The sequence below is a fragment of the Streptomyces vulcanius genome (genome assembly GCF_042653945.1).
GTDB classification, from domain to species: Bacteria; Actinomycetota; Actinomycetes; order Streptomycetales; family Streptomycetaceae; genus Streptomyces; species Streptomyces mangrovi.
In genome coordinates, this window is sequence record NZ_JBHSFK010000005.1 from 281,399 (window position 1) to 307,961 (window position 26,563).

General features: G+C 70.0%; 25 protein-coding genes and 1 pseudogene. 11 read left to right on the forward strand and 15 right to left on the reverse strand.

From position 1 onward, the window contains the following. Positions 1-21 precede the first annotated feature (21 nt). Positions 22-393 (forward strand): roadblock/LC7 domain-containing protein, encoded by a 372-nt coding sequence (locus ACFPIH_RS10310; protein WP_381165258.1) that lies wholly within the window; start codon positions 22-24, stop codon positions 391-393. Positions 394-397: 4 nt separating this feature from the next. Beyond that, positions 398-826, forward strand: coding sequence for a hypothetical protein (locus tag ACFPIH_RS10315; RefSeq protein ID WP_381165256.1), 429 nt, complete (start codon positions 398-400; stop codon positions 824-826). 47 nt (positions 827-873) lie between these two features. Here ACFPIH_RS10315 and ACFPIH_RS10320 read toward each other — a convergent pair whose 3' ends face one another. The 5 genes from ACFPIH_RS10320 to ACFPIH_RS10340 all read right to left on the reverse strand — a co-directional run bounded on the left by ACFPIH_RS10320 (position 874) and on the right by ACFPIH_RS10340 (position 5,781). Then, positions 874-3,213: an ABC transporter permease gene (locus tag ACFPIH_RS10320; protein WP_381165254.1), complete on the reverse strand. Its 2,340-nt coding sequence runs from the start codon at positions 3,211-3,213 to the stop codon at positions 874-876. Beyond that, complete coding sequence (locus ACFPIH_RS10325) at positions 3,210-3,899, reverse strand: ABC transporter ATP-binding protein (protein ID WP_381165252.1); 690 nt, start codon at positions 3,897-3,899, stop codon at positions 3,210-3,212. The genes ACFPIH_RS10320 and ACFPIH_RS10325 overlap by 4 nt, the downstream gene beginning before the upstream one ends. Beyond that, positions 3,896-4,420 (reverse strand): PadR family transcriptional regulator, encoded by a 525-nt coding sequence (locus tag ACFPIH_RS10330; RefSeq protein ID WP_381165250.1) that lies wholly within the window; start codon positions 4,418-4,420, stop codon positions 3,896-3,898. Before ACFPIH_RS10330 ends, ACFPIH_RS10325 begins: the two co-directional genes overlap by 4 nt. Before the next feature lie 189 nt (positions 4,421-4,609). Further along, entirely contained in the window at positions 4,610-4,873 is a 264-nt protein-coding gene (locus ACFPIH_RS10335) for a type II toxin-antitoxin system antitoxin (protein ID WP_381165248.1), read from the reverse strand. Continuing rightward, positions 4,870-5,781: an SPFH domain-containing protein gene (locus tag ACFPIH_RS10340; RefSeq protein WP_381165246.1), complete on the reverse strand. Its 912-nt coding sequence runs from the start codon at positions 5,779-5,781 to the stop codon at positions 4,870-4,872. The genes ACFPIH_RS10335 and ACFPIH_RS10340 overlap by 4 nt, the downstream gene beginning before the upstream one ends. Positions 5,782-6,027: 246 nt before the next feature. On the opposite strand from ACFPIH_RS10340, the gene ACFPIH_RS10345 reads away from it, so the two are divergent. After that, positions 6,028-8,496 (forward strand): transglycosylase domain-containing protein, encoded by a 2,469-nt coding sequence (locus ACFPIH_RS10345; protein ID WP_381165244.1) that lies wholly within the window; start codon positions 6,028-6,030, stop codon positions 8,494-8,496. 112 nt (positions 8,497-8,608) lie between these two features. Here the strand turns inward: ACFPIH_RS10345 and ACFPIH_RS10350 are convergent, their stop codons facing one another. The 3 genes from ACFPIH_RS10350 to ACFPIH_RS10360 all read right to left on the reverse strand — a co-directional run bounded on the left by ACFPIH_RS10350 (position 8,609) and on the right by ACFPIH_RS10360 (position 13,277). Then, positions 8,609-10,825 (reverse strand): SpoIIE family protein phosphatase, encoded by a 2,217-nt coding sequence (locus tag ACFPIH_RS10350; protein ID WP_381165242.1) that lies wholly within the window; start codon positions 10,823-10,825, stop codon positions 8,609-8,611. 301 nt (positions 10,826-11,126) lie between these two features. Further along, entirely contained in the window at positions 11,127-11,819 is a 693-nt protein-coding gene (fomD, locus tag ACFPIH_RS10355) for a cytidylyl-2-hydroxypropylphosphonate hydrolase (protein ID WP_381165240.1), read from the reverse strand. A gap of 72 nt (positions 11,820-11,891) precedes the next feature. Next, positions 11,892-13,277, reverse strand: a complete 1,386-nt coding sequence (locus tag ACFPIH_RS10360) for a class II fumarate hydratase (RefSeq protein ID WP_381165238.1) — start codon at positions 13,275-13,277, stop codon at positions 11,892-11,894. A gap of 151 nt (positions 13,278-13,428) precedes the next feature. Here ACFPIH_RS10360 and ACFPIH_RS10365 point away from each other — a divergent pair, with 151 nt between their 5' ends. Beyond that, the gene (locus tag ACFPIH_RS10365) at positions 13,429-13,950 is read left to right on the forward strand and encodes a SigE family RNA polymerase sigma factor (RefSeq protein ID WP_381165236.1); all 522 of its coding nucleotides are present in this window, start codon (positions 13,429-13,431) and stop codon (positions 13,948-13,950) included. A 62-nt stretch (positions 13,951-14,012) separates the two neighbouring features. Then, positions 14,013-14,444, forward strand: coding sequence for a PASTA domain-containing protein (locus ACFPIH_RS10370; protein WP_381165234.1), 432 nt, complete (start codon positions 14,013-14,015; stop codon positions 14,442-14,444). A 73-nt stretch (positions 14,445-14,517) separates the two neighbouring features. Here ACFPIH_RS10370 and ACFPIH_RS10375 read toward each other — a convergent pair whose 3' ends face one another. After that, positions 14,518-16,185, reverse strand: coding sequence for a fumarate hydratase (locus ACFPIH_RS10375; RefSeq protein WP_381165232.1), 1,668 nt, complete (start codon positions 16,183-16,185; stop codon positions 14,518-14,520). 165 nt (positions 16,186-16,350) lie between these two features. On the opposite strand from ACFPIH_RS10375, the gene ACFPIH_RS10380 reads away from it, so the two are divergent. Continuing rightward, positions 16,351-17,040, forward strand: coding sequence for a DUF1707 SHOCT-like domain-containing protein (locus ACFPIH_RS10380; RefSeq protein WP_381165230.1), 690 nt, complete (start codon positions 16,351-16,353; stop codon positions 17,038-17,040). Positions 17,041-17,166: 126 nt separating this feature from the next. Continuing rightward, on the forward strand, positions 17,167-17,544 hold the full coding sequence (locus ACFPIH_RS10385; RefSeq protein WP_381165228.1) for a WhiB family transcriptional regulator: 378 nt from the start codon (positions 17,167-17,169) through the stop codon (positions 17,542-17,544). Positions 17,545-17,713: 169 nt separating this feature from the next. On the opposite strand, the gene glpX is transcribed toward ACFPIH_RS10385, so the two are convergent. After that, a complete protein-coding gene (gene glpX, locus ACFPIH_RS10390) occupies positions 17,714-18,748 on the reverse strand; it encodes a class II fructose-bisphosphatase (RefSeq protein ID WP_381165226.1) in 1,035 nt (344 codons plus the stop codon). A 125-nt stretch (positions 18,749-18,873) separates the two neighbouring features. Here glpX and ACFPIH_RS10395 point away from each other — a divergent pair, with 125 nt between their 5' ends. Then, positions 18,874-19,398, forward strand: a complete 525-nt coding sequence (locus tag ACFPIH_RS10395; protein ID WP_381165224.1) for a DUF4245 domain-containing protein — start codon at positions 18,874-18,876, stop codon at positions 19,396-19,398. Positions 19,399-19,502: 104 nt separating this feature from the next. On the opposite strand, the gene ACFPIH_RS10400 is transcribed toward ACFPIH_RS10395, so the two are convergent. The 3 genes from ACFPIH_RS10400 to xseA all read right to left on the reverse strand — a co-directional run bounded on the left by ACFPIH_RS10400 (position 19,503) and on the right by xseA (position 21,690). Next, positions 19,503-20,093, reverse strand: a complete 591-nt coding sequence (locus ACFPIH_RS10400) for a malonic semialdehyde reductase (protein WP_381165222.1) — start codon at positions 20,091-20,093, stop codon at positions 19,503-19,505. 137 nt (positions 20,094-20,230) lie between these two features. Next, a complete protein-coding gene (locus tag ACFPIH_RS10405; RefSeq protein WP_381165220.1) occupies positions 20,231-20,458 on the reverse strand; it encodes an exodeoxyribonuclease VII small subunit in 228 nt (75 codons plus the stop codon). Beyond that, complete coding sequence (gene xseA, locus ACFPIH_RS10410) at positions 20,455-21,690, reverse strand: exodeoxyribonuclease VII large subunit (RefSeq protein WP_381165218.1); 1,236 nt, start codon at positions 21,688-21,690, stop codon at positions 20,455-20,457. The genes ACFPIH_RS10405 and xseA overlap by 4 nt, the downstream gene beginning before the upstream one ends. Before the next feature lie 83 nt (positions 21,691-21,773). Between xseA and ACFPIH_RS10415 the strand changes: the two genes are divergently transcribed. Both ACFPIH_RS10415 and ppgK read left to right on the forward strand, forming a co-directional pair. Beyond that, complete coding sequence (locus ACFPIH_RS10415; RefSeq protein WP_381165216.1) at positions 21,774-22,844, forward strand: 4-hydroxy-3-methylbut-2-enyl diphosphate reductase; 1,071 nt, start codon at positions 21,774-21,776, stop codon at positions 22,842-22,844. A gap of 29 nt (positions 22,845-22,873) precedes the next feature. Next, on the forward strand, positions 22,874-23,620 hold the full coding sequence (gene ppgK / locus ACFPIH_RS10420) for a polyphosphate--glucose phosphotransferase (protein ID WP_381165214.1): 747 nt from the start codon (positions 22,874-22,876) through the stop codon (positions 23,618-23,620). Between the two features lie 126 nt (positions 23,621-23,746). Here the strand turns inward: ppgK and ACFPIH_RS10425 are convergent, their stop codons facing one another. Beyond that, positions 23,747-24,157: a DUF6542 domain-containing protein gene (locus tag ACFPIH_RS10425; protein WP_381165212.1), complete on the reverse strand. Its 411-nt coding sequence runs from the start codon at positions 24,155-24,157 to the stop codon at positions 23,747-23,749. 700 nt (positions 24,158-24,857) lie between these two features. Here ACFPIH_RS10425 and ychF point away from each other — a divergent pair. Beyond that, a complete protein-coding gene (gene ychF / locus ACFPIH_RS10430; RefSeq protein WP_381165210.1) occupies positions 24,858-25,946 on the forward strand; it encodes a redox-regulated ATPase YchF in 1,089 nt (362 codons plus the stop codon). A 133-nt stretch (positions 25,947-26,079) separates the two neighbouring features. Here the strand turns inward: ychF and ACFPIH_RS10435 are convergent. Beyond that, positions 26,080-26,537: pseudogene (locus tag ACFPIH_RS10435) on the reverse strand (Uma2 family endonuclease). Between the last annotated feature and the right edge of the window lie 26 nt (positions 26,538-26,563).

The window sequence follows — 26,563 nt, forward strand, 5'->3', positions numbered from 1 at the left end:
AGAAATAGGGGAGTTGCACCCATGGACCACAAAGCCCTCGCACGGGAGATGCGCGGCCTGCGCGAGCAGGTGAGCGGTATCACCGACACCGCGGTCGCGGCGGCCGACGGGCTGCTCATCGCCGCCGACACGGCCGACTCGATCGACCCGGAGGGACTCGCCGCCCTCGCCGCGGCCGGTCTCGGCCTCGCCCGCCGCACCTCCGAGGCGACCGCGCGCGGCGCCCTGCACCGCACGGTGACCTACGGCAGCCACGGCTGTGCCGCGTTCTACGCCGTCGGCGACACCGCGCTGATGGTCGTACTCGGAGACGAGGGCATGGACGTGGAGCGGCTGCACCGGGCGACCCAGCCGGCCCTGCGCCGGATCGACCTGATTCTCGCCGGAGTCTGAAGGGATGGCGACGAAGCGTATGACCCCAGGTTTCTCCGATCAGGTGATGGGCCTGGTCAAATCACTGCGTACGGACGCCCCCGACTGCGTCGCGTCCGGCGTGGTCGACATGTCCACCGGCATGCTGCTCTCCTACGAGACCGTCGACAACCATCCGCCCGAGGTCCTCGACCTGCTGGCGGGCGCGACCCTCGACCTCTTCCAGGGGCGGACGGTCGTGATGATCGAGGACGTCTTCAAGGAGCGGCGCGGCATCCAGAGCGACAACCACTTCTTCCAGGAGATCCTCGTCAACAGCGACAACCTCACGCATCTGTTCGTGCGGATGACCGAGCAGCAGGACGTGGTCGCGGTGGTCGTCTGCCGCAAGGCCGTCAACGTGGGCATGCTGTTCGCGCAGGTGCGGAGGGTGGTGCGGGAGTACCGGCTGTGAACGTGCCGAAGGGCCCCTCGACGTCGCCGTCGAGGGGCCCTTCGAGATCACTCCGTGCGCAGCCCGTCCGGCCGCATCAGCCGCATCAGCGGCGGCAGGCTCAGCAGCGTCACCAGCAGGACGACGGCCGCACCGCAGCCGGTCATCGACAGGACGCTCGCCCAGTCCACGCCCACCGGTGTGCCGGTCATCTTCAGCAGCACCGCGCCCAGCGTGAGCCCCACCACCGAGGCCAGCAGCAGGCCCAGCGCGATCGGGATCGCCGTCTGCCACAGCACCGACATGCCCAGCGTGCGCCGCCGGGTGCCGAAGGCCACCAGCGACGACAGCAGCTTGCGGCGCTCGCGCAACTGCTCCAGCTGGGAGACCAGCAGGCTCGCCCCGATCAGCGCCAGCACACAGATCGCGCCGACGAGCAGGCCCGTGCGGATGGCGTCGAACTTGTGGGACGTCGTGGTGGAGGCCCAGTTTATGGGATCGACCAGCGGGTTCACTTTGGCGGCGGTGTTGCGGGCGTACTCGTAGGCGTCGGGCACGGACTCGTCGATGGAGAGGTACAGCTGCCCGCCGATCATCGGCGCGAGGTTCTCCGGCAGTGCCGCCGGTGTGATCAGGAAGCCGCCGCGCTCGACGCCGGTCAGGCTCTTGATCGAGTGGCCCTTGATGACGCCCGCCGGGACCGTCCAGGTGACCTCCCCGCTCTTTCCGGGGACACTCGACGCCACGTAGAGCTTCTTGCCGGGCTTGTTCAGCTTGGGCCCGTCGTTGGAGTATCCATAGCCGTCCAGGGCGAACACGTCGCCGTCGCGGCAGGAGGGCAGCTTCGCCACCTCACGCAGCGCCCCGCAGTCGCCGACGGTCAGCTCGGCTTCGAGGCTCGAGCCGCTCTCACTGTCGAAGGAGAGGCTGCTGACGTAGTTCTCCCCCAGCGAGATGACCTTCCGTACGCCCTTGGTCTCGGTGAACTTCCGGGCGGTCGCCGCCAGCGGGATCCCGTCCGGCACGCGCACCTGCATCTGTGCCCGGCTGAGGTCCTGGGCGCTGTCCTTGGTGTACTGATCGTCGACTCCGGCGAACAGCATCTGCAGGGCGATCGCGGCGGCCACCGCCACCGCGACGCCGTTGACCATCCGGGCCGCCGTACCGCTGCTCAACTGCAGCCGTCGTACCGCGAGTTGCCAGGAGACCGAGCCCGAGCCGAGCCGGGCGACGCAGCGCTCCACCAGCCAGGGCAGCAGTGCGGTGACGCCGACCAGGAGCAGCAGGACGCCGCCGACCACCAGGTACTGGTTGAAGTCGCCGTTGCTGCGGCCCTGTCCGAGCATCGGGTAGAGCAGGGCGAGGCCGACCACCGGCAGCAGCAGCCGCCACCACAGGCGGCGCCGCGAGGGCTTGGCCGAGCGCACCACGCCGAGCGGCTCGATCACCACACCGCGCAGCGCGAACAGGGTGACCAGCACGGCGGCGGCCGGGACCGCCACCGCGACCAGCGTGGCCAGCAGCGGTGTCGGGTTGAGGTAGCTGGGCCACACGCTGATGCCCATCACCTCGACGGAACCGGCCGCCTGACGTCCGATCAGGAAGAACCCGGTGCCGAGGACCAGGCCGAGCAGCGCGCCGGCCATCGCCTCGCCCGCCGCGACGCGCCGGGCCATCCCGCCGTCGGCGCCGACCAGCCGCAGAGCGGCGAGCCGGCGGTCGCGCCGCTCGCCGCCGAACCGCACGGCCGCCGCGATGAACACCGCGACCGGCATCAGCAGCATCACGATCACGACGAGGTTCAGCAGCGCCAGTACCGGGTCGGTCTCCTCGGGCGAGGTGTCCGGGTCCCCGAACTTGTCGATCCGGGTCACGTTCGGGCCGTCCACGAGCTTGCCGAGTCCGGAGGCGCCCGCGTAGTAGGCGAGTTCGTGCGAGCCGATCAGCCCGCTCTCCCCGATGGTCCCGGTGATCCGGTAGGGCACCCGCTCACGCAGCAGCTTCCCCTCGTCCGAGGTCAGCAGCTTCTTCAGCGCGGGGGAGACCAGCATGTCGCCCTTCGCCGGCCACGCGTCGACCCCGGGCGGCAGCGGGGCGCGGGGCCCCTCGGGCTCCACCTCACGCCCGCGCACGTCGTCGCCGCGGAACGTCGTGCCGGTGTCGGCGATCACCACGGTGTTGTCGGCCTTGGCCGGCGGCTGCTCCATGAACGAGTAGTCCTGGCGGGCCTTCTCGCGCTCCTGCCGGGTCGACAGCGCGTTCGGCAGGGCCGTCGACAGCAGCAGCAGCGCCACGCCGAGCCCGACGCCGACCGCCGTCAGCACGGCCCGCATCCACCCCTCCCGTCCGCCCGCGAAGGCGAACCGGACCCCCAGGCCGAGGTCCCTGCCCCACTGACGCAGGTTCATACGACCCGCTCCATGTCCCGCGACTTCCCGTCCCGTACGACGATCTCGCGGTCGGAGTAGGCCGCCACCCGTGCCTCGTGCGTGACCAGCACCACGGCCGCGTTGGCCGAGCGGGCCGCCTCGGTGAGCAGTTCCATCACGCGCTCACCGTTGAGCGAGTCCAGCGCGCCGGTCGGCTCGTCCGCGAAGACCACCCGGGGGTTGGTCACCAGCGACCGGGCCACCGCGACCCGCTGCCCCTGTCCGCCGGACACCTCTCCGGGCCGCTTCTTGGCGAGGTCGTCGACCTCGAGCCGCTCCATCCAGCCCAGGGCGGTGCGCTCGGCCTGCTTGCGCGCGGTGCCGTTCAGCCGGAGCGGCAGCGCCACGTTCTCCACACAGGTCAGCTCCGGCACCAACTGCCCGAACTGGAACACGAACCCGAACTCCGAGCGACGCAGCCGGCTGCGCTCGGAGTCGCTCATCTTCGCCAGGTCCTGCCCGGCGTACAGGATCGAGCCCGAGTCGGGCGTCACGATGCCGGCGAGGCAGTGCAGCAGCGTCGACTTGCCGGACCCGGACGGGCCCATCACCGCGACGACCTCGCCGGGGTGGATGGAGAACTCGGCGCCGTCCAGCGCCATGGTCGGGCCGTACTCCTTGCGCAGGTCCTCCGCGACCAGCAGGGATCCCCCGGGAGCGTTCATGCCGTCACCGCCGCCTTCAGCTTGTCGAGGCGCGCGGCGGCCAGCTCCAGCCAGCGCAGGTCGGCCTCGAGATGGAACAGGGCGTGGTCGCAGATCAGCTGATCGGCGAGGTCGCCCCCACGTTTGCGGTCGGTGAGTATGCGCATGCTGCGCAGGTGCTCCGCCCGCTGGTTGTCGAGGATGTCGGCCGCGTCGCGGTGGGTGAGCAGCGCGAGGACGACCTTCGTGTACAGCAGGGACTGCAGATACGGCTCGGGCTTCTCGGGGGTGGCGAGCCAGCGCTCGACGTCCGTGATGCCGGCGTCGGTGATCGCGTACCGCTTGCGCTCGGGACCGCCGCCCGCCTCGATGCCGTCGACCTCGACAAGGCCGTTCTTCAGCAGTCGCGACATCGTCGAGTAGACCTGGCCGTAGTGCAGCGGCCGGTCGTGACCGAACTTCTCGTCGAAGGCCCGCTTCAGGTCGTAACCGTGTCGGGGCCCGGACTCCAGGAGTCCCAGGAGGGTGTGACCGATGGACATGGGGAGGACTGTACATGCGGTGTATACGCCGTGTGTATACGCGGCGTGTGGAGAGGTCGCGCATGAGTGAGGCCCCGCAGGTGGGGGCCTATTGTCACGGGTTCGCTACAGGGCTTGCTACGGGTGCGGATCCTGGCCCGGGGCCGTCCACGACTGACCAGCCCGTCCGGCGTTCGAGGACGAGGCCGTTCAGGCCGATGGGGGTCTGGGGGCGGAGCCCCCAGGGGGGCGCCCGCGACGGGGCAGGGGCCCGGTGTCACCGGGCAGCCGCCCCGCCTCCTTCAGTGCCTTCCGCAGCAGGAACTCGATCTGCGCGTTGGCCGACCGCAGTTCGTCCGAGGCCCAGCGGGCCAGCGCGTCGTGCACCAGCGGGTCCAGCCGCAGCAGCACCTGCTTGCGCTGCTGCGGCCGGCGCCGAGGGGCCTGGCCCTCTTCGGGCGAGGGTGAGGTCACTGGTAGAGGGTTCCGGTGTTCAGTACCGGCTGGGGCGCCCGGTCCCCGCACAGCACGACCATCAGGTTGGACACCATCGCCGCCTTCCGCTCGTCGTCCAGTTCCACGATGCCCCGCTCGGAGATCCGGGCGAGCGCCGCCTCGACCATCCCGACGGCGCCGTCCACGATCTCCCGCCGCGCCGCGACCACCGCGCCCGCCTGCTGCCGCTGGAGCATCGCCGAGGCGATCTCGGGAGCGTACGCGAGGTGCGTGAAGCGGGACTCGATGATCCGCACACCGGCCGCCTCCACGCGCGCGTGCAGTTCGACCGCGAGCTTCTCGGTGATCTCCTCGGCGTTGCCGCGCAACGAGAGCCCGTCCTCGTCGTGGGAGTCGTAGGGGTACTCGATGGCTATGTGCCGGACGGCCGCCTCGGTCTGGGTCGCGACGAACTCCAGGAAGTCGTCCACCTCGAAGCTGGCCTGCGCGGTGTCCCGCACCTTCCACACCACGACCGCGGCGAGCTCGATCGGGTTGCCGTAGGCGTCGTTGACCTTCAGGACCGCCGTCTCGTGGTTCCGGACCCGGGTCGAGATCTTCTCCCGTGAGGTGAAGGGGTTCACCCAGCGCAGTCCGTCCTCGCGGATCGTGCCCCGGTAGCGCCCGAAGAGCTGCACCACGCGCGCCTCGCCCGGTGCCACCGTGTTCAGCCCGCACATCGACAGGAACGCGGCGAGCGCCACGAGGACGCCGGCGACGATCAGCGCGGCCTGGCCGCCGTTCTCCGCCATGGTCGTGGCGAGGGCGATCAGCCCGGCGCCGGCCGCCAGCCCGGCCAGTCCGGACAGCAGGGCGAACCCGCCGCCCACGCTGCGCGCGGGGAACTCCTGGATCTTGGCGGTGCTCGAAGGACTCTCTGCGGACATGGATGCTCCCCCTGCTAGGACTGACCTGCTCACGCAACTCTATCTAAGTGATATCAGATTTAGAAGAGAGACCAACCTCATGGCAACCTCCAGCCCCTCCCGCTCGTCGACTCTGTAGGAGAGGTATGCCGGTTCCGAAGACCGGACCGAGGACCCTTCGTCACAGCGGTCGGTGTTAGCTTTCTGAGCTGACCTGCCTCTGGACACAGGTGTGACTGCCGAGTAGGAAGCGGAGCGAGCGGATTCATGGGACGAGCGGAAGAGAGACGAGCGCGACAGGGCGGCCGTCGCGCGGCGCCCAAGAACCGCTCATCGCGGAGAGAACAGCCGGAACGGACCGAGCGGGCCGAGCGGGCCGAGCGGGCCGAGAACGCCGAGGCACCGCAGCCGAGTTCGGAGTCCGCCACGCCCGAACCCGGGGGCCGCGCCGCCGCGCGCCGTAACGCAAAGAAGGCAGGCAAGGGCGGCAGGGGCACGAATGGCGGCGACAAGAAGCAGAAGAGCTTCATACGCCGCCTCTTCACCTGGAAGAAGATCCTCGGCGCGTTCCTCATCATGACCACGGCCGTCATCGGCGCCCTGGTCTGGCTCTACGTCAGCACGCCGATCCCCGAGGGCAACGCCGACGCCAAGCTGCAGAGCAACGTCTACGAGTGGGCCAACGGCTCGACCATGACCCGCGACGGCACCGTCAACCGGGAGAACGTCGACCTGTCGAAGGTCCCCAAGGAGGTCCAGCACACCTTCGTCGCCGCCGAGAACAAGAGTTTCTACGACGACAACGGCGTCGACCTCAAGGGCACCACCCGAGGCGTCCTCAACACCGTCATGGGCAAGGGCGCACAGGGCGGTTCGACGATCACCCAGCAGTACGTGAAGAACTACTACCTGACCCAGGAACAGACCGTCACGCGCAAGCTGAAGGAACTGATCATCTCCCTGAAGCTGGACCGGGAGAAGTCCAAGGACTACATCCTGGCCGGCTACATCAACACCAGCTACTACGGCCGCGGCGCCTACGGCATCCAGGCCGCCGCCCAGGCCTACTACCGCGTCGACGCCAACAAGCTCACCGTCGAGCAGGGCGCCTACCTCGCCGCGGTGCTCCAGGCCCCCAGCCAGTACGACTGGACCTCCGCCACCGACACCGGCAAGAAGCTGGTGAAGCAGCGCTGGAACTACGTCCTGAACAACATGGTCGGGCAGAAGTGGCTCGACAAGTCCGAGCGTGACGCCATGGAGTTCCCGGTGCCGAAGGAGCCCAAGCCCGTCGCGGGCCAGGAGGGCCAGGTCGGCTATCTGGTGATCGCGGCCAACAACGAGCTGGCCAGGCAGCTGGTCGCCAAGGGTGTCGCCGACGACTTCGAGTCCGCCCAGGCCCTGGTCAAGCGCGGTGGCTGGAACATCCAGCTCAACATCGACCCGAAGAAGCAGAAGGCGCTCGAGGCGGCCGTCAAGAAGCAGCTGACCAGCAAGCTCGACAAGAAGAAGCGCCCGGTCGACGGCGACGTCCAGGCCGGCGCGGTCTCGGTGAACCCCAAGACGGGCGCGGTCGAGGCGATGTACGGCGGTGTGGGCTACACCGAGCACTACGTCAACAACGCCACCCGCGACGACTACCAGCCCGCCTCCACCTTCAAGCCGGTGATCCTCGCGGCGGCCTTCGACGAGGACGCCAAGACGCAGGACGGCGAGGCCATCACCGCCAACACCAAGTACGACGGCACCAGCAAGCGCCCGGTCGTCGGAAGTGACATCGCCTTCGCCCCGGAGAACGAGGACGACCAGAACTACGGCAAGGTCACCGTCCAGACGGCGCTGAACAAGTCCATCAACTCCGTCTTCGCGCAGATGGGCGTCGACGTCGGCATGCCCGAGGTGCTGAAGGTCGGGGACGACCTCGGCATGGACACCAAGGACCTGAAGGCCGTGCCCGCCCAGACCCTGGGCACCATGGGCGCCAGCCCTCTGCAGATGGCTGCTGTCTACGCCACCCTCGACAACCACGGCAAGAAGGTCACCCCGGCGCTCATCAAGACCGCGACGAACAGCGCCTACCCGACGTTCGAGCACACCGACCCCATCGGCGCCCAGGTCATCGACCGGGAGGCCGCCGACTCGGTCACCTCGGTCCTCACCGGCGTGGTCGACGACGGTACGGCCAAGACCTCCGTGCGGGACAACCCGCTGCGCAAGGGCCAGAAGGTCGCCGGCAAGACGGGAACCTCCGACAACAACAAGTCGGCCTGGTTCACCGGCTACACCCCCGACCTGGTCACCTCGGTCGGCCTGTTCGGCGAGAAGGCCAAGACCGGCGCACAGGTCCCCCTGACCGGCGCGACGACGGGCCTGACCACGGTCGCGGGCCGTATCAACGGCGGTGGCTTCCCGGCCCAGATCTGGGCGGAGTACACCTTCGGCGTCTCCACCAAGGTCACCAAGTTCGACCTGGACACCGACCAGGGCGCGGCGGTCCAGACGTCGTCCCCGTCCCCGTCGTCCTCCCCGTCCTCGTCCCCGTCGTCCTCCCCGTCCTCGTCCCCGTCCTCGTCCCCGTCGTCCTCCCCGTCCTCGTCCCCGTCCTCGTCCCCGTCGTCCTCCCCGTCGTCCTCCCCGTCCTCGTCCCCGTCCTCGTCCCCGTCGTCCTCCCCGTCCCCGACGGGCAGCGGGCCGACCGGCACCGGCGGTCCACTCGATCCGCTGGACGGCCAGTAGCGGCATGACGGCATGACGGCATGAGAAGAGGGCGCCCGGTGCTGGTGAGCACCGGGCGCCCTCTTCTGTCGTACGTCCGCTCAGTCGCGGTGGAGCTCAGTCGCAGTTGAGCTCAGCTGCGGTTCAGCTCGAACCACACCACCTTGCCGGTGCTCAGCCGGGTCGCGCCCCAGCGCCGGGCCAGCCGGTTGACGAGATACAGGCCGCGCCCGCCCTCGTCGGTGGCGCGGGCCTGCCGCAGCCGGGGCAACTGGGGCACGTCGTCGCCGACCTCGCACCGCAGGACGTCGGTCCGCAGCAACCGCAGGGTGACCGGCCGTGAGGCGTACCGCACGGCGTTCGTCACGACCTCGCTCACCAGCAGCTCCACGGAGTCGCTGAGATCCTCCATGCCCCAGCGGGACAGCGCCCGCCGGGCGAGCCTGCGGGCCCGGCCCGGTGCCGCGTCCTCCGGTTCCAGGAACCAGTACGCGACGTCGCTCGGCGCGATCCCGTCGAAGCGTGCCGCGAGCAGCGCGATGTCGTCGTCGCGGTCGCCGGGACCGAGCATGTCGAGCACCTCGTCGCACAGGGCTTCCAGGGGCGGCGGATGGTCGGGTCCGGTGAGCTGCGCGGTCGCGGCCAGCTTCTCCCGCAGTTGCTCTATGCCGGTCGCCACGTCCCGCAGCCGGGACTCGACGAGCCCGTCGGTGTAGAGCAGCAGCGTCGCCCCCGCCGGAGCGTCCAGTTCCACCGCCTCGAAGTCGACCCCGCCCACGCCGATCGGCGCGCCCGGCGGCACCCGCAGTACCTCGGCCCGGCCTCCCAGGTGCAGCAGCACCGGCGGCGGGTGGCCCGCGTTGGCGATGGTGATGCGGTGCGAGACCGGGTCGTAGACCGCGTAGAGGCAGGTCGCCATGCGGTCGGTGCCCAGGCGCTGGGCCTGCTCGTCGAGGTGGTGCAGCACCTCCTGCGGGGGCAGGTCGAGCCCGGCGAGGGTCTGGGCCGTCGTACGCAACTGGCCCATGATCGCCGCGCTGGTCATGGAGTGGCCCATGACGTCACCCACCACCAGCGCCACCCGGCTGCCCGGCAGCGGGATCGCGTCGTACCAGTCGCCGCCGACCCGCGCGGTCTCCGCGGCGGGCAGATAGCGGGAGGCCAGCCGGACGCCCGTGGGGCGGGGCAGGTGCTCCGGGAGCATGGTGCGCTGCAACTCGTCGGCGATGTACGCCTCGCGGTCGTACAGCACCGCCTTGTCGATGCCGAGCGCGCTGTGCGTGGCGAGCTGGGCCGCCACGAGCAGGTCGTCGTTCTCGAACGGGTAGCGCTCCGGGCGGCGCAGGAACACCGCCGCGCCGATCACCCGGCGCCGGCCCCGCAGCGGGGCCAGGACGGCCCGCTGCCCGCCGGGGACGACCAGGGTGCTGTCCTCGCCCAGGAGTTCGGGCAGCGCGGCGCGGGCGGCCGGACTGTCCGCGAACACCGGACGCACTCCGCGCAGTACCTCCGCGAGCGCTCCGCCGGGCTTCACCTCGCACAGTTCGGCGACGGCGGACGACAGCTCGGCGTTCAGCTCGGTCGGTTCGGGCGGCGGCAGGGCGAGCGCGGCGAAGCCGGTCTCGGTGTCGCGCTCCTCCGGGATGCGGTCGGTGCGCCGCAGCCGCAGCATGACGCGGTCGGCCACCGGCCGCTCGTCGCCGACCGGCAGCGGGTCGCGCAGGTAGACGAGGATCGCGTCGGAGAAGGTCGGCACGGTGGCCCGGCACAGCCCCATCACGATCTCGTCCAGGTCCAGACCGCGGGCGATCCGCCGGGTCGCGGCGCCCACGAACCGCAGCCGGTCGCCGTCCCGCCGCATCGGCGTGGGCCGTCCGGCCGTCACGCCCTGTCCGGTACGACGCTCGGAGCGGGCCTCGGCACCCGGCTGGACCGGGATGGAGACGGGCGCCGGACGCGGCCGATGGGTGTCGGCCTCGTCGCCGGCCGAGGGCTGGGAGTGCTCGGGAGCGGAATCGGCCGGATCCTTTCCCTCGAAGTCCGTGGCGCTCTTGGCGTCCGTGCCGGTCGTGCCGTCCGCGGATTCCGCGGCTCCCGCGGAGTCTCTGGAGTCCTTGGAGTCCTTGGAGTCCTTGGCGCCTTCGGCGCTCTTGCTTCCCATGCCGCCCTTCTCACACGGCGCGGTGGTGCCCGGGGTGTCCTCGGTGCGGTCCTGGGCGCTCTGGGCGTGCTGGGCGACAGGATGCGGTAAGGCGGCCGCGCCCGCCGCCGGGGTGCGCAGGAGCGCCCCGCGGGGGTCCGTGGGGTCGGCGCCCTGAGGGCGTTCGTAGCTGGTGGGCTGCTCCGTCACGCGAGTCGAATCCGTCCGTCCGGGGCTGCGTGCCGCGCACGCAGTTGGTCCCGCAGGAAACCCGATACCCGGAATACATGTCCCCGGAACGGAATTCCCGCGTGGTCAGAGGCTGTTCCTGTGTCACCGGAGGACCCGGCGTGGCCTTCGGGGCCACCGGTGTCGCCCTCGTACCCCTCGCTCACGTCCTGCCGCCCCTCGGTGACGTTCGGTCAGACCCGGTGCCTGCCCCGGGAGTTGCTGCTGCCATGTCTTGCGGAGGACGATCCTACGTTTCCTGCCCGGGGGCGCATCAAGGGTCTCATGTGGACACGTGCGCAGGCGTACGGTCCCAGTCCTCCGGAAGCAACGGTACGGCCCAGGAGGCGTCCGGGCGCCAGTGCTGCCAGCCGTCCTTGTACGGAGCACCCCAGGCGCGGATCGTCTCGACCGCCGCCCGGCCCGCCTCGCGCACCCGCGCGGCCGTGGCCGCGTCCATCAGGCCGTCCTGCTGGGCCTGCGCGAACTCGTCCTCGTCGCGCCAGTCCCAAGTCCGGTCCGGGTACACACAGATGTCCAGGAAGTGGTCCTCGGAGTCCACCCCGCCCGACCAACGTGCCAGCGGGGTCTCAAGGTTGACGTACCAGTTCTTGAACTGCCAGCCCGGCTCCCAGAACAGCCACACGGACCAGGGTTCGCCGGGCCGGGCCAGCTTCAGCACGCCGGTGCCGAACCAGCGGTCGAGCTGGACGGTGCGCGGCTTGGTGTAGCGCGTGCGCAGCGGTTCCTGGTGCATCGGGACGCCGCCCACGAGCACGGGCTTGACGACCTGGGTGCCGGGGGCCAGCCACACGGCCAGCAGCTCCTCGTCGTCCCGTACGACGGTCACCGGGCGGGCGATGTGGAGGCCCGTGCCGCCGTTCTCCCGGTACCGCCACAGGATCTGCTCCCCGGGCTCCCAGCAGGCCCCAGCACCACCCGTTCCCACGCGTCTCACCACTCCGCCGTCTGCCATGCACAGATATTAGGTGCCATGGGCATACGACGCTGCGGCGCGCGTCACGGTTCTGCGCGCGGGCGTGAAACGTCACGGATGTGTCATACGCAGGACATCCAGTGCTTCGTCGAGCTGCTCGACCGTCAGGTCGCCGCGCTCCACGTACCCACTTTCGAGGACGACCTGCCGGATGGTCCGGCGCTGCGCGAGCGCCTTCTTGGCCACCTTGGCGGCCTCCTCGTACCCGATGTACTTGTTGAGCGGGGTGACGACCGACGGCGAGGACTCGGCGTACTCCCGGGCCCGCTCCCGGTCGGCGGTGATCCCGTCCACGGTCCGGTCGGCGAGCAGCCGGGACACGTTGGCGAGCAGCCGGACGGACTCCAGCACGTTCTTCGCGATCACCGGCAGCATGACGTTGAGCTCGAAGTTTCCGGCGGCTCCGGCGGTGGCGACCGTCGCGTCGTTCCCCACGACCTGCGCGGCGACCATCAGGACGGCCTCGGGGATCACCGGGTTGACCTTGCCGGGCATGATCGAGGAGCCGGGCTGGAGATCGGGCAGGCTGATTTCGGCCAGTCCGGTGCGCGGTCCGGAGGCCATCCAGCGCAGATCGTTCGCGATCTTGGTCAGTCCGACGGCGATCGTCCGCAGCTGCCCGCTGGTCTCGACGATGCCGTCCCGCGCGCCCTGCGCCTCGAAGTGGTCCCGCGCCTCGGTCAGCGGCAGCCCGGTGGTACGGGCGACCTCCTCGATGACGGCCGCGGAGAACCCGGGCGGGGTGTTGATCCCGGTCCCCACGGCGGTGCCGCCCAGCGGCAGCTCGGCGAGGCGGGGGAGGGAGGCCAGGAGCCGCTCGACGCCGTACCGCACCTGGGCGGCGTACCCCCCGAACTCCTGCCCCAGCGTGACCGGCGTGGCGTCCATGAGATGCGTCCGCCCCGACTTCACGACATCGGCGAACTCCTCCGACTTGCGGGTGAGCGAGCCGGCGAGATGATCCAGGGCGGGGATCAGATCCCGGGTGACGGCGGCGGTGGCGGCGATGTGGATGGAGGACGGGAAGACGTCGTTGGACGACTGGGAGGCGTTCACATGGTCGTTCGGGTGGACGCCCCTGCCGAGCCGCTCGCTCGCCAGCGTGGCGATGACCTCGTTGGCGTTCATGTTGGACGAGGTACCGGAACCGGTCTGGAACACGTCGACCGGAAAGTGCTCGTCCCACTTCCCCTCGGCCACCTCCCCGGCCGCCTCCTCGATCGCGTCGGCGATGTCCTTGTCGAGCACCCCGAGCCCCGCGTTGACCTTCGCCGCGGCTCCCTTGATCCGGGCGAGTGCCTCGATATGGGCCCGTTCGATGCGCTGGCCGGAGACCGGGAAGTTCTCGACGGCCCGCTGGGTCTGGGCCCGCCACTTGGCCTCCGCGGGAACGCGTACCTCGCCCATGGAGTCGTGCTCGATCCGGTATTCGCTCATGTCCCGTTCAGCGATCGGGGCGGCCGGAATGTTCCGGGATCCGGGCCGGGTCAGCCGCACGGGTGACTCCCTGTGACCCAGGTCTCATCACGGCCGTGCAGCAGAAGCGGGCGTGTTCACGTCGAGGGGGGTGACAGGAAGGGAGGAGCGTGTGGAGACGGACTTCCAGGAATTCGTGGCCGCTCGATCGACCGCGTTATTCCGAGGCGCACTGGTCCTCACGGGAAACCGTGAGGCGGCGGAGGACCTGGTCCAGGAGACCCTGGAGAAGGCATGCCGCAAGTGGCGCGTCATCGCAGTGAAGGACGCTCCGGACGCCTACGTCCGGCGGATCATGGTGAACCTGGCCAATGACCGCTGGCGGAGATTCCGCCGACTGACCACGACTCACCACTCCGAGGACGGCGACACCGTCGCCCCGGGGGACGAGTACGGGCAGGTCGACAGCAGGGACCAGTTGGTGCGCGCGTTGCAGCAACTGCCCATGCGGATGCGGACCGTGGTGGTACTGCGATACTTCGACGACCTCTCGGACAGCGAGATAGCGGCCGACCTCGGCATCACGCCGAGCACGGTCCGCTCCCAGCTGGCCCGGGGGATCGAGAAGCTCAGAAGTCAGTTCCCCGCACTCTCCGCCCCTTCACCGCGGCGGCACACGGAAGGAATCCGATGACCTCGTACGGCGATGCACGGCCTTCCAGCTGCACACCTTTCGAAGAGGAACTGACAAACGCCATGAACCGATTCGCGAACTCCGCCGAGACCCCCGACTTCGACGCGCCGCAGATCCTGCGCCGCACCCGTCGCCGTCGGACCATCGGCATCGCCGCCGTCGCCGCCGCCCTCATCGCGGGTGGCGGCGGGACGGCCCTGGCCACCTCGGTCGCGAGCAACAGCTCGTCCCCGGCGGCGGCGGCCAGCACGTCCGCCAGCAGCGACGCCACCACCATCCTGTACGTCGGCGGCGCGACCATCCCGATCGACTTCGCGGGCATGGACCTGGTGCTCGCCAAGCCGCTCCTCGAGAAGACCCAGACGAAGCTCGGCACCGTCACCAAGAAGGCGGTCACGGGCTGCAAGCCGGGCTCGATCATCGAGGTGTCCCCGCACGCCCCGGCGACCGTCAAGAAGGGCGACGCGGTCAACTTCGTCATCTGCACCGCCTGATCAGGTCCTGACCTGAAAGGACGCCCGCCCCTGCGTCAATCAGGGGCGGGCGTCCGTCACAGGATCGCACGCATCACACCAGACCCGGCCCCCGCACCGGAATCGACGTGAACGTCGGTGCGGGCGCCGGGTCCTGGAAGAAGTCGTTGCCCTTGTCGTCGACGACGACGAACGCCGGGAAGTCCTCGACCTCGATCTTCCAGACGGCCTCCATGCCGAGCTCCTCGTACTCGACGACCTCGACCTTCTTGATGCAGTCCTGGGCGAGGCGCGCGGCCGGGCCGCCGATCGAGCCGAGGTAGAAGCCGCCGTGCGCGTCGCACGCGTCCGTGACCTGCTTGCTGCGGTTGCCCTTGGCGAGCATCACCTTGGAGCCGCCCGCCGCCTGGAACTGCTCGACGTAGGAGTCCATCCGGCCGGCCGTCGTCGGCCCGAAGGAACCGGACGCGTAGCCCTCGGGGGTCTTCGCCGGGCCCGCGTAGTACACCGGGTGGTCCTTGAGGTACTGCGGCATCTCCTCACCCGCGTCGAGGCGCTCCTTGATCTTGGCGTGCGCGATGTCGCGGGCCACGACCAGCGGACCGGTGAGGGACAGCCGGGTCTTGACCGGGTACTTGGTCAGCTCGGCGAGGATGTCGTCCATCGGCTGGTTGAGGTCGATGCGCACCACGTCCGACGACTCGTCGAGGTGCTCGTCCGTCGTCTCCGGCAGGAACCGCGCGGGGTCCGTCTCCAGCTGCTCCAGGAAGACGCCCTCGGCGGTGATCTTCGCGACGGCCTGCCGGTCGGCGGAGCAGGAGACGGCGATGGCGACCGGGCAGGACGCGCCGTGCCGAGGCAGCCGCACCACGCGCACGTCGTGGCAGAAGTACTTGCCGCCGAACTGCGCCCCGATGCCGATCTTCTGCGTCAGCTCGAAGACCTTCTCCTCCAGCTCCTTGTCCCGGAAGCCGTGCCCGAGCGGCGAGCCCTCGGCCGGAATCTCGTCCAGATAGTGCGCGGAGGCGTACTTCGCCGTCTTCAGCGCGTACTCGGCGGAGGTGCCGCCGACGACGATCGCCAGGTGGTACGGCGGACAGGCGGCCGTACCCAGCGAACGGATCTTCTCCTCCAGGAACTTCATCATGGAGGCCTCGTTCAGGACGGCCTTCGTCTCCTGGTACAGGAACGACTTGTTGGCCGAGCCGCCGCCCTTCGCCATGAACAGGAACTTGTAGGCGCCGCCGTCGGTGGCGTACAGCTCGATCTGGGCCGGGAGGTTGGAGCCGGTGTTCTTCTCCTCCCACATGGTGAGCGGAGCCATCTGCGAGTAACGCAGGTTGAGGTTCAGGTACGCGTCGTAGATGCCGCGGCTGAGGGCCTCCTCGTCGCCGCCCGTGGTGAGGACGTTCTGGCCGCGCTTGCCCATGACGATCGCCGTACCGGTGTCCTGGCACATCGGCAGCACACCCGCCGCCGCGATGTTCGCGTTCTTCAGCAGGTCCAGGGCGACGAACTTGTCGTTGGCGGACGCCTCCGGGTCGTCGACGATGCGCCGCAGCTGGGCGAGGTGCGCCGGCCGCAGGTAGTGCTGGATGTCGTGGATCGCCTCCTCGGCGAGCTTGCGCAGCGCTTCCGGCTCCACCTTGAGGAAGGTCCGCCCGTCGGCCTCGAAGGTGGAGACACCCTCGGAGGTCACCAGCCGGTAGGGGGTGGTGTCCTCTCCCATGGGGAGCAGATCGGTGTACGCGAACTCAGGCATCTCAGCCCATTCCTCACTCTGCGGACGACGACCCGCCGACGCTGGCGGGCCTCACCAGCGTAGGACGTGCCACTGACAGGGAGCTTGTGAGGTAAGGCTCAGTTCGAGGAGCCGGATCCCCGGCAGGGGCTATCGCGATCTATCGTGTTTGGGTACGCTGATCCCGTGGACCTTCAGAAGCAGACCGCTGCCACTCCCACGCCGGTTGCCGAGTTGCGCGCCTCGGACGCCGAGCGTGACCGTATCGCCGACATCCTGCGCGAGGCCCTGGCGGAGGGCCGGCTCACCGCCGACGAGCACGCCGAGCGCGTCGAGGGCGTGCTGGCCGCCAAGACGGTGGGCGAACTGGAGGTCTTCATACGGGACCTGCCGGCCGCGCACCAGCGCCGCACGGCCCCGTCCGGCGCCCCGCCCCGCCCCACCACCGGCGCGATCCCGGCCGACCCCGACGACAACCTGGTCGCGATCTTCAGCAGCGCCACCCGCAGGGGCCGCTGGCGCGCGGGCCGTCGTGTCCACGCGTACGCGATCTTCGGCAGCGTGGAGATCGACCTCAGCGAGGCGCTCTTCGAGTACCAGCAGGTCATGATCAAGGCGTTCGCGGTCTTCGGGAACGTCGAGGTCCGCGTCCCGGAGAACGTGTCGCTGCGCGGCACCGGCGCCGGTGTGCTCGGCAACTTCGAAGTGGACTCCCTGGACTCGCCCGACCCGGACGCCCCGGTGGTCTACGTCGACGGCTGGGCGGTCCTCGGCAACATCGAGGGCAGGCCGAAGCGCGGCAAGCTCGTCGCGGACATTCTCGATCGGGTCCAGCGCAAGGTCGACAAGAATTTGCGCAAGCACTTGGACCGTTGACGGTTGCGAATCACTCAGGACTCCCCGGAATCCAGCGGTACGGAACCGAGTGCATAGGCGCGCGCACAGCGGGTAGGCCTTGCTGCATCGTCTCTCGCTCGCGAAGCCGTCGTCAGGAGTAGACCCGTGCTGCAACCGCCGCTTTCGTCCCTGCAGGTCGCCGCCGTTCCGGCCCCGCGGGTGCCAGCGCGTGACAGGGACCAAGACGCTCCCTGGCACACCGAGGCGGTGTGCCGACGCGACGAGGCAGGCCTGTTCTTCGCGCCCTCCAAGGAACCCACCGCGGCCCGGCTCTCCCGTGAGGAGGCCGCGAAGCGCGTCTGCGCCGGCTGTCCGGTCATGGTGGAGTGCCGCGAACACGCACTGCTCCAACCGGAGCCCTACGGCGTCTGGGGCGGCCTCACCGCCGCCGAACGCCGAGTCGTCCTGGCCCGACGCCGCCGCCGGGACATGGAACTCAAGAAGGCCGCGAGGACATCGGGCCGGATAGCGGCAGCGGGCTGAGCGCCGCACACGAAGAAGCGGGCGCCCCCTCCGCACCGGGGGCGCCCACTTCTTGGCCTGCGGTTGGCCGAGCACCCCATAAGGGGCGCGGGGCTGTATCGATCTGCGGCTCCGCCGCGTGGGCGCGACCAGCCACGGCCGGCCCGCAGCCGCCCGAGCACCTGCCGAACTACTTCGCGCGATCGAAGTCAATCGCGCTGTAAGCCCGCAGCTTGCTCAGCCGATGCTCGGAATCAATCCTCCGCACCGTCCCCGACTTCGACCGCATCACGATCGAGTCGGTGGTCGCGGTCTCCGACCGATACCGCACCCCCCGCAGCAACTCCCCGTCGGTGATCCCGGTCGCGACGAAGAACACGTTCTCGCCCTTGACCAGGTCCTCGGTGGTCAGCACCCGGTCGAGGTCGTGCCCCGCGTCCAGCGCCCGCTGCCGCTCCTCGTCGTCCTTGGGCCACAGCTTGCCCTGGATGGTGCCGCCCAGGCACTTCACGGCGCAGGCCGAGATGATGCCCTCCGGGGTGCCGCCGACGCCGAGCAGCAGATCGACGCCGGTGCCCTCGCGCAGCGCCAGGATCGAGCCGGCCACGTCGCCGTCGGAGATCAGCTTGATGCGCGCCCCGGTCGCCCGGATCTCGTCGATGAGGCCCGCGTGTCGCGGCCGGTCGAGGATGACGACGGTGACGTCCTCCGGCGTGACCCGCTTGGCCTTGGCGACGCGGCGGATGTTGACGTCGACGGGTGCGTCGATATCGACGAACTCGGCGGCTTCCGGGCCGGTGACCAGCTTGTCCATGTAGAACACGGCGGACGGGTCGAACATCGCCCCGCGCTCGGTCGCGGCCAGCACGGCGATCGCGTTCGGCATGCCCTTGGCCGTCAGGGTCGTCCCGTCGATCGGGTCGACGGCGATGTCCACCTCCGGACCGGTCCCGTCCCCGACCCGCTCCCCGTTGAACAGCATGGGCGCCTCGTCCTTCTCGCCCTCCCCGATGACGACGACGCCGTTCATCGAGACGGTCGAGACGAGGGTCCGCATCGCACGCACCGCGGCGCCGTCGGCGCCGTTCTTCTCGCCGCGTCCCACCCAGCGGCCCGCGGCCATCGCGGCGGCTTCGGTCACCCGGACCAGTTCCAGGGCGAGGTTGCGGTCGGGGGCTTCGGAGGGGACATCGAGCTCGGACGGCAAATGATGATTCTCGGTCATCGGAGCGCACCTTTCTGATACGACGACGGCCGGATGAGGGTTCGACCCCGACTCTATCGTCAGTCCGACAAAATGAGCAGGGGACCCCACGGATGAGCGGACCGGGCACCTGCGACGATAGGGACGTGGCAGGTTCGAAAGGCAAGCAGAAGTCGGCCCGGGACATGGTCCTCTCCCTGGGCCTCATCGTGGTCGCGGCGTGGGTCATCTACCTCTTCATCCCGCACGACGATCACGCTCCCGACATCAAGCGGGTCGACTACCGCGTCGAGCTCCTCACGGCCCGACGCGCGGCGTCGTACCCGGTGGCCGCGCCCGAGGGCCTGCCCGACAGCTGGAAGGCGACCTCGGTCCGCTACCAGGGCGCCGACTTCGACTCCTGGCACCTCGGCTTCACGGCCCCCGACGGTCAGTACGTCGCCGTCGAGCAGTCCACTCAGAAGCGCGCGCAGTTCATCGACGACGCCAGCCAGGGTGCACGGGAGACCAAGGTCACCGACGAGATCGGCGGCCGCACCTGGACCCGCTACACCGGCGGCCGGTACGACGCCCTCGTCCTGGCGGACAGCGACGGCTCGACCACGGTGGTCGCGGGGACGGCCTCCTTCGACCGTCTGACGGAGATGGCGAAGGCGCTGAAGACGACCTGACCGCCCGCGTGCCGCGTGCCGCGTGCTGTGGCCTGTGCGCCTGTGCGACGACGTGAAGGAGCCCCCGGCCGGACGCCGGGGGCTCCTTCACGTGAGGGGCTGGTTCAGACGGTGGTGACGACGTCGTCGTACGCCAGCCGCGGCGAGCGCGGGTAGAACGCGTCCGTGCCGGGCTTGCCGATGTTGATCACCATCAGCGGGGTGTGGTCGTCGTCGAGGAACTCCTTGCGGACGCCCTCGAAGTCGACGCCGGACATCGGGCCGGCGGCCAGGCCGGCCGCGCGGATGCCGACGATGAAGTACGCGGCCTGCAGGGCGGCGTTCATCCCGGCGGCGCCCTCGCGGGTCGCGCGCTCGGCGAAGATCATGTCCTTGGCCTGCGGGAAGGCCGGGAACAGGGTCGGCAGTTCCTCGTGGAACTCGTTGTCCGCGGAGAGGATCGCGACCAGCGGGGCGGTGGACGTCTTGGCCTTGTTGCCGTCGCCCATGTGCTGCACCAGTCGCTCGCGGGCCTCGGCCGAGCGGACCAGGGTGATGCGCAGCGGAGTCTGGTTGAAGGCGGTCGGACCGAACTTGACCAGGTCGTAGATCGCCTGGACCTGCTCGTCGGTCACCGGCTCGTCGGTGAAGGTGTTCGCGGTGTGGGCCTCGCGGAACAGCAGGTCCTGGGCGGCGGGGTCAAGGGCGAGAGACATGCCTGAACTTCCTCTGGTGCGCGTCCGGAATCCGGAACACCGGATCGGCTGACGTCCACGACGGTACGACAATGAAGTTCAACGTTCAACGAAAACTGGGCCATGGTGATCGTCGTCACAGCCGACGGGCGGCGCGCCTATTCGGCCCTCGCGGTTTCCTCCCCCTCCTCGGCCAGCGCGGCGTCCAGCCGGGCCCGCGCGCCCTCCAGCCAGCGCCGGCACACCCTGGCCAGCTCCTCCCCGCGCTCCCACAGGGCGAGGGACTCCTCCAGGGTCGTACCCCCCGCCTCCAGACGGCGGACGACCTCGACCAGCTCGTCCCGTGCCTGCTCGTATCCGAGCGCCTCGTCCGTCCTGCTCGTCATGTCCCTGTGCTCCCGCTCGTCTGCTCGTCGACTCGAACCGTGAACTCGCCCTCGGCGACCCGCGCCCGCAGGACCTCGTCCGCCGTCACCTCGCCCGGATCCCGCACCACGTGCCCGTCGGCCCTCTGCAGCACCGCGTACCCCCGCTTCAGCGTCGCGGCCGGCGAGAGGGCCACCACGCGTGCGTGCGTGTGCGTCAACTCGGAGTCGGCACGGTCCAGGAGATGCCGCAGACACCGCCGCGACCGGTCGGTCAGCGAGGAGACGTGATCGGCACGCTCGTCGATGATCATCCGGTGCGGATCCTGTATCGCCGGCCGCGCCAGCGCATGGGCGAGCCCGCGCTCCTCCCGCTCCACGAACGCCTCCACACACCGCCGCGCCCGCCCGCGCAGCATCCGCACCCGCTCCAGCTCCTCGCCCACGTCCGGGACGACCTTCTTCGCGGCGTCGGTCGGGGTGGAGGCCCGCAGGTCGGCGACATGGTCGAGGAGCGGATTGTCGGGCTCGTGCCCGATCGCCGAGACGACCGGGGTGCGGCAGGCCGCGACCGCCCGCACCAACTGCTCGTCCGAGAACGGCAGCAGATCCTCGACGCTGCCGCCGCCCCGGGCCACGATGATCACGTCGACCTCGGACAGCTCGTCCAGTTCCTTCACGGCCTGGACGACCTGCGGCACCGCGTGCACCCCCTGCACCGCGACATTGCGCACCTCGAAGCGGACGGCCGGCCAGCGGTGCCGGGCGTTCTCCAGGACGTCGCGCTCGGCGGCGGAGGCCCGCCCGCACACCAGCCCGACGAGCTGCGGCAGAAAGGGCAGCGGCTTCTTCCGCTCGGCCGCGAACAGCCCCTCCGCCGCCAGGGACTTCTTCAGCTGCTCCAGCCGCGCGAGCAGCTCCCCGACCCCCACGGGCCGTATCTCGACGGCCCGCAGCGACAGCTGCCCCCGCGGCGCGTACCACTCCGGCTTCGCGTGGACGACGACCCGCGCGCCCTCCCCGACGACGTCCGCGACCGCGTCGAACACCTGCCGGTAGCAGGTCACGCCCACGGAGATGTCGTGCGACGGATCCCGCAGGGTCAGAAAGACGACGCCCGCACCCGGGCGCCGCGACAACTGGGTGATCTGCCCCTCGACCCACACCGCGCCGAGCCGCTCGATCCACCCCCCGATGAGCCGGGACACCTCGCCGACGGGCAGCGGGGCGTCCGCGGACGTGTTCACAGCCATGCGACCGAGAGTAGTGGCCGCCACTGACAATGCCGATCACGCCGATTCCCGCTACGCGTAGGGCGTGGCGACGCGGCCTTACGATGGGACGCATGACTGCTTCGCCAGCCCGCCGCCGTGTCCTGCTCGCCGCTCCCCGAGGCTACTGCGCGGGCGTGGACCGCGCCGTGATCGCCGTCGAGAAGGCGCTCGAGCAGTATGGGGCCCCGGTCTACGTCCGGCACGAGATCGTCCACAACAAGTACGTCGTGCAGACCCTGGAGAAGAAGGGCGCCGTCTTCGTCGAGCGGACCGAGGAGGTCCCGCCGGGCAACATCGTGATGTTCTCGGCGCACGGCGTCGCGCCGGTCGTCCACGACGAGGCCGCGCGCGGGCAGCTCGCCACCATCGACGCCACCTGCCCCCTGGTCACCAAGGTCCACAAGGAAGCGGTCCGCTTCGCGAGCGACGACTACGACATCCTCCTGATCGGGCACGAGGGCCACGAGGAGGTCATCGGCACCTCCGGCGAGGCCCCCGACCACATCCAGCTCGTCGACGGGCCGTCCGACGTCGCCAAGGTCGAGGTCCGCGACCCCTCCAAGGTCGTCTGGCTGTCCCAGACGACCCTCTCCGTCGACGAGACGATGGAGACGGTCGACGCGCTGAAGGAGAAGTTCCCGCAGCTCATCTCGCCGCCCAGCGACGACATCTGCTACGCCACGCAGAACCGTCAGCTCGCCGTGAAGCAGATGGGCGCCGAGGCGGAGCTGGTCATCGTCGTCGGCTCCCGCAACTCCTCCAACTCCAAGCGGCTCGTCGAGGTCGCCATGCTGGCCGGCTCGCGCGCCGCGTACCTGGTCGACTTCGCGAGCGAGATCGACGAGGCCTGGCTGGAGGGCGTGACCACGGTCGGCGTCACCTCCGGCGCCTCCGTCCCCGAGGTCCTCGTGGAGGAGGTCCTGGCCTGGCTCACCGAGCGCGGCTACGGCGATGTGGAGCTGGTCAGGGCGGCCGACGAGCACATCACCTTCTCGCTGCCCAAGGAACTCCGGCGCGACCTGCGCGAGGAGGCGGCGGCACTGGTCGCGGAGCGCGGCGGAAGCGGTACGGCGGACACGTCGGCCTCGTCTTCTGCTTCGGCTTCGGCCTCGACTTCGGCCTCGGCCGAGTGACTGTCAGTCGATCGTCGTAACGTAGAGCCATGCAGATCTTCGGTGTGGACATCGGCGGGTCCGGGATCAAGGGCGCCCCGGTGGACCTGGACAAGGGCGACCTGGCGGAGGAGCGCTGCAAAGTGCTCACTCCGCACCCGGCGACGCCGGATGGCGTTGCCGACGGCGTGAAGCAGGTCGTCGAGCACTTCGGCTGGACCGGCCCGGTGGGCCTCACCTTCCCCGGCGTGGTCACCGGCGGGTCCACCATCCGTACGGCGGCCAACGTCGACAAGGACTGGATAGACACGGACGCGCGCGCGTTGTTCAGCGAGCGGCTGGGCGGACTGCCGGTGACGGTGGTCAACGACGCGGACGCGGCGGGCGTCGCCGAGATGGCCTTCGGCGCCGGGCAGGGTCGCCGGGGCACGGTCATCCTGCTGACCTTCGGCACGGGCATCGGCAGCGCGCTCTTCGCCGACGGCGCCCTCGTCCCCAACACCGAGCTCGGCCATCTGGAGCTGCACGGCCACGACGCCGAGAAGCGCGCCTCCAGCAAGGCCAAGGAGGACAACGAGCTCACCTGGGAGCACTGGGCGCACCGCGTCCAGAAGTACCTGGAGCACGTGGAGATGCTGTTCTCGCCCGAGCTGTTCATCATCGGCGGCGGAGTCAGCCGCAAGGCCGACAGGTTCCTGCACTTCATCGAGGGCATCAAGGCGGAGATCGTCCCGGCCCAGCTCCAGAACAACGCGGGCATCGTGGGAGCGGCGATGCACGCGGCGAAGGAAAGCTAGGGCGGGAGTGTCCGTGGGGCGGGGGCGACAGGGCTGGGGCGGCTGGGATTGCCAGGTGCTCCTGCCGGGCGCCCCGGCCCGGCCAACGCCATGCGCGCACGGCCCGGCGCTGCCCGGACGGCGTGCCTACGGCCGAGGTCCTCGGTTCGCGGCGACGGCGGTTGCCCTGCGGCGGGCCGATGCTCGGCGTACACCGCGGACCAGCACTGTCACGGTTGCGACGAGCGTTCCGCCGTAGAGCCAGCCGGCCTCCGTGGCCAGTGCCGTGAACAGTCCCATCAGTCGGGTCCCGACCCCGTCCTCGCCTTCGGCCATGGGCATGAGCCCCACGGCGAAGGCGATGGGCACGACGACGGGCGCGGCCAGCAGATCGCTCCGGCGCACCCACAGTGCGGTCAGCAGGCACACCGGCAGGAACAGCACGCCGTACACCGTCAGCGAAGCCCCGAACAGCCACTGGTCCAGGCACCCCAGCAGAAACATCAGTACGGCGCTCAGCAGCCCACCGCCGAGCCCGGTGAGGCGCGGGTTCGGCATCCGTCGCACGGCCTGCGCGAGGCGGGGCGGAGGCCGTCGCCCGACGGAGGATTCCCGTGGCCGTCCGACCGTGTGCCCGGACCGCCCGCCACCGAAGCCCGCCCCGGCCGGACCGCGTTGCCCGGACAGCCCCGGCCGCGCGCTACCCCGACCACTGCTTCCGCCGGCACCCGAGCCGGGGCCGGGGCCGGATCCTGAACGTGGGTCGGACGCGTCACGGGCGGGCACCACCGAGCGAGCGCCACCACGCGGGGCCTTCCGCTCCCGCTCCCGGTCTCGCCCCCGCTCCCGGTCTCGCCCCTGTTCCCGCACGCGCCCCCGCTCGTCGTCGCGGCCCGGCGCCCCACTCCGCTTGAGGGCCTTGCTGGGCCCGCCGCCGCCCGGTACCCGTACCCCGCCCGCGCTGCCCTGCCCCCGCCCCCGGCCCGTCTGGGGCGGCAGAGGCGGTGCGGGCCTGTCGCGTCGCGGTCCGTTGTGCGGGCGGCGCGTCCTGTGTTGCTCCACTGCACCAACTTAGGTCGGTTTATGTGCCGAATCCGGTGTCGGACACGCCGTGGGGCAGAGCTTGGCCATGCGTTCGGCGGCTCCGCCGGTCCGGTGCCGGGCACGCCGTAAACTGAGGGATCGGCCGGACCCTCTGGCCCCCGGCCCCTCACTGCGGGAACCGGCCCCTGGCCCTCTGACTACGGGAAGTCGCAACGTGTCGCTCACGATCGGAATCGTCGGTCTGCCGAATGTCGGCAAGTCGACCCTGTTCAACGCCCTGACCAAGAACGACGTGCTGGCGGCCAACTACCCGTTCGCCACGATCGAGCCGAACGTCGGTGTCGTGGGCGTCCCGGACGCGCGTCTGACCAAGCTGGCCGAGATTTTCTCCTCGCAGCGGATCCTGCCGGCGACGGTCGACTTCGTGGATATCGCGGGCATCGTGCGCGGCGCCTCCGAGGGCGAGGGCCTGGGCAACAAGTTCCTGGCGAACATCCGTGAGTCCGACGCGATCTGCCAGGTCATCCGCGCCTTCAAGGATGAGAACGTCGTCCATGTCGACGGCAAGGTCTCGCCCAAGGACGACATCGAGACGATCAACACCGAGCTGATCCTGGCGGACCTCCAGACGATCGAGAAGGTGCTGCCCCGCCTCCAGAAGGAGTCGCGGATCAAGAAGGACGTCGGGCCGAAGGTCAAGGCCGTGGAGGAGGCCAAGGAGATCCTGGACAAGGGCGACACGCTCTTCTCGCAGGGCATCCTCCAGGGCAGCGAGCGCGCCGAGCTCCTGCACGACCTGCACCTCCTCACTACCAAGCCCTTCCTCTACGTCTTCAACGTCGACGAGGACGAACTGACCGACGACGCCTTCAAGGACGAGCAGCGCGCCCTGGTAGCCCCCGCCGAGGCGATCTTCCTGAACGCCAAGCTGGAGTCCGACCTCGCCGAGCTGGACGAGGAGGACGCGATGGAGCTCCTGGAGTCGGTCGGCGCCGAGGAGCCCGGCCTCACCACCCTGGCCCGCGTCGGCTTCGACACCCTCGGCCTGCAGACGTACCTCACGGCCGGCCCCAAGGAATCCCGCGCCTGGACCATCAAGAAGGGCGCCACCGCTCCCGAGGCCGCCGGAGTCATCCACACCGACTTCCAGAAGGGCTTCATCAAGGCGGAGGTCATCTCCTTCGCCGACCTGGTGGAAACCGGCTCCGTAGCCGAGGCCCGCGCCAAGGGCAAGGCCCGCATGGAGGGCAAGGACTACGTCATGCAGGACGGCGACGTGGTGGAGTTCCGCTTCAACGTGTGAGCGGACGACCTAACACCACATCGCTGACGTGGCAACTCGCTGGTCAGAAGGGGTTGGACTCCTGGGGGCCCAACCCCTTCGTTGATCCCGTGCTGGATCGGTGCTGGATACTCTGACCTGACGTCAGGAGTGTTCAGGTGCACCCGTAGGCGGCGGCGGTCGGGCTGGGAGACGAGGGTGGTGTTGAACCCCGGCGGGTCCTCTCATGTGTACACAAAGGCTCGTGGCTGATCTCGAAGAGCACCGGGCGCTGGAGCGGGCCTCGGAAGATGCCGACGGGCGCGTGGCGTGGGTCGGTTCGTCGAGCTTGTGGACGTGTACGACGGGTGCGCCGTCCTCGTCTTCGATGCACCAGTAGTGCGGGATGCCGGCTTCTGCGTACTTGCGGAGCTTGACAGTGCGGTCCCGGTGGGCGGGTTCCGGGGAGACGGCCTCGATGACGAGTCGAACTCTCATGAAGACGAGTGCTCCGTCGATGAGCTCGGTGCGGCGTGGTGCCTCGGGGAGGCGGTTCAGGTCCTCCGCGAACCAGCCTTCCGGGCGCGGCCCCGAGGCTTGAAGTTGTGCACTCTCTTGACGGCTGCAAGAAATAAGCCCTAGATTCTCGACGCCTTCGT

What these genes read in the sequence shown, in the direction of transcription:
- ACFPIH_RS10405 (WP_381165220.1), bottom strand. Translation starts at nt 20,458, where the DNA reads ATGACGAGCAGGACGGACGAGGCGCTCGGATACGAGCAGGCACGGGAC.
- ACFPIH_RS10320 (WP_381165254.1), bottom strand. Translation starts at nt 3,213, where the DNA reads ATGAACCTGCGTCAGTGGGGCAGGGACCTCGGCCTGGGGGTCCGGTTC.
- ACFPIH_RS10345 (WP_381165244.1), top strand. Translation starts at nt 6,028, where the DNA reads ATGGGACGAGCGGAAGAGAGACGAGCGCGACAGGGCGGCCGTCGCGCG.
- ACFPIH_RS10340 (WP_381165246.1), bottom strand. Translation starts at nt 5,781, where the DNA reads ATGTCCGCAGAGAGTCCTTCGAGCACCGCCAAGATCCAGGAGTTCCCC.
- ACFPIH_RS10325 (WP_381165252.1), bottom strand. Translation starts at nt 3,899, where the DNA reads ATGAACGCTCCCGGGGGATCCCTGCTGGTCGCGGAGGACCTGCGCAAG.
- ACFPIH_RS10370 (WP_381165234.1), top strand. Translation starts at nt 14,013, where the DNA reads ATGAACCGATTCGCGAACTCCGCCGAGACCCCCGACTTCGACGCGCCG.
- ACFPIH_RS10400 (WP_381165222.1), bottom strand. Translation starts at nt 20,093, where the DNA reads ATGTCTCTCGCCCTTGACCCCGCCGCCCAGGACCTGCTGTTCCGCGAG.
- ACFPIH_RS10315 (WP_381165256.1), top strand. Translation starts at nt 398, where the DNA reads ATGGCGACGAAGCGTATGACCCCAGGTTTCTCCGATCAGGTGATGGGC.
- ACFPIH_RS10360 (WP_381165238.1), bottom strand. Translation starts at nt 13,277, where the DNA reads ATGAGCGAATACCGGATCGAGCACGACTCCATGGGCGAGGTACGCGTT.
- xseA (WP_381165218.1), bottom strand. Translation starts at nt 21,690, where the DNA reads ATGGCTGTGAACACGTCCGCGGACGCCCCGCTGCCCGTCGGCGAGGTG.
- glpX (WP_381165226.1), bottom strand. Translation starts at nt 18,748, where the DNA reads ATGACCGAGAATCATCATTTGCCGTCCGAGCTCGATGTCCCCTCCGAA.
- ACFPIH_RS10425 (WP_381165212.1), bottom strand. Translation starts at nt 24,157, where the DNA reads ATGCCGAACCCGCGCCTCACCGGGCTCGGCGGTGGGCTGCTGAGCGCC.
- ppgK (WP_381165214.1), top strand. Translation starts at nt 22,874, where the DNA reads ATGCAGATCTTCGGTGTGGACATCGGCGGGTCCGGGATCAAGGGCGCC.
- ACFPIH_RS10330 (WP_381165250.1), bottom strand. Translation starts at nt 4,420, where the DNA reads ATGTCCATCGGTCACACCCTCCTGGGACTCCTGGAGTCCGGGCCCCGA.
- ACFPIH_RS10310 (WP_381165258.1), top strand. Translation starts at nt 22, where the DNA reads ATGGACCACAAAGCCCTCGCACGGGAGATGCGCGGCCTGCGCGAGCAG.
- ACFPIH_RS10415 (WP_381165216.1), top strand. Translation starts at nt 21,774, where the DNA reads ATGGGACGCATGACTGCTTCGCCAGCCCGCCGCCGTGTCCTGCTCGCC.
- fomD (WP_381165240.1), bottom strand. Translation starts at nt 11,819, where the DNA reads ATGGCAGACGGCGGAGTGGTGAGACGCGTGGGAACGGGTGGTGCTGGG.
- ACFPIH_RS10375 (WP_381165232.1), bottom strand. Translation starts at nt 16,185, where the DNA reads ATGCCTGAGTTCGCGTACACCGATCTGCTCCCCATGGGAGAGGACACC.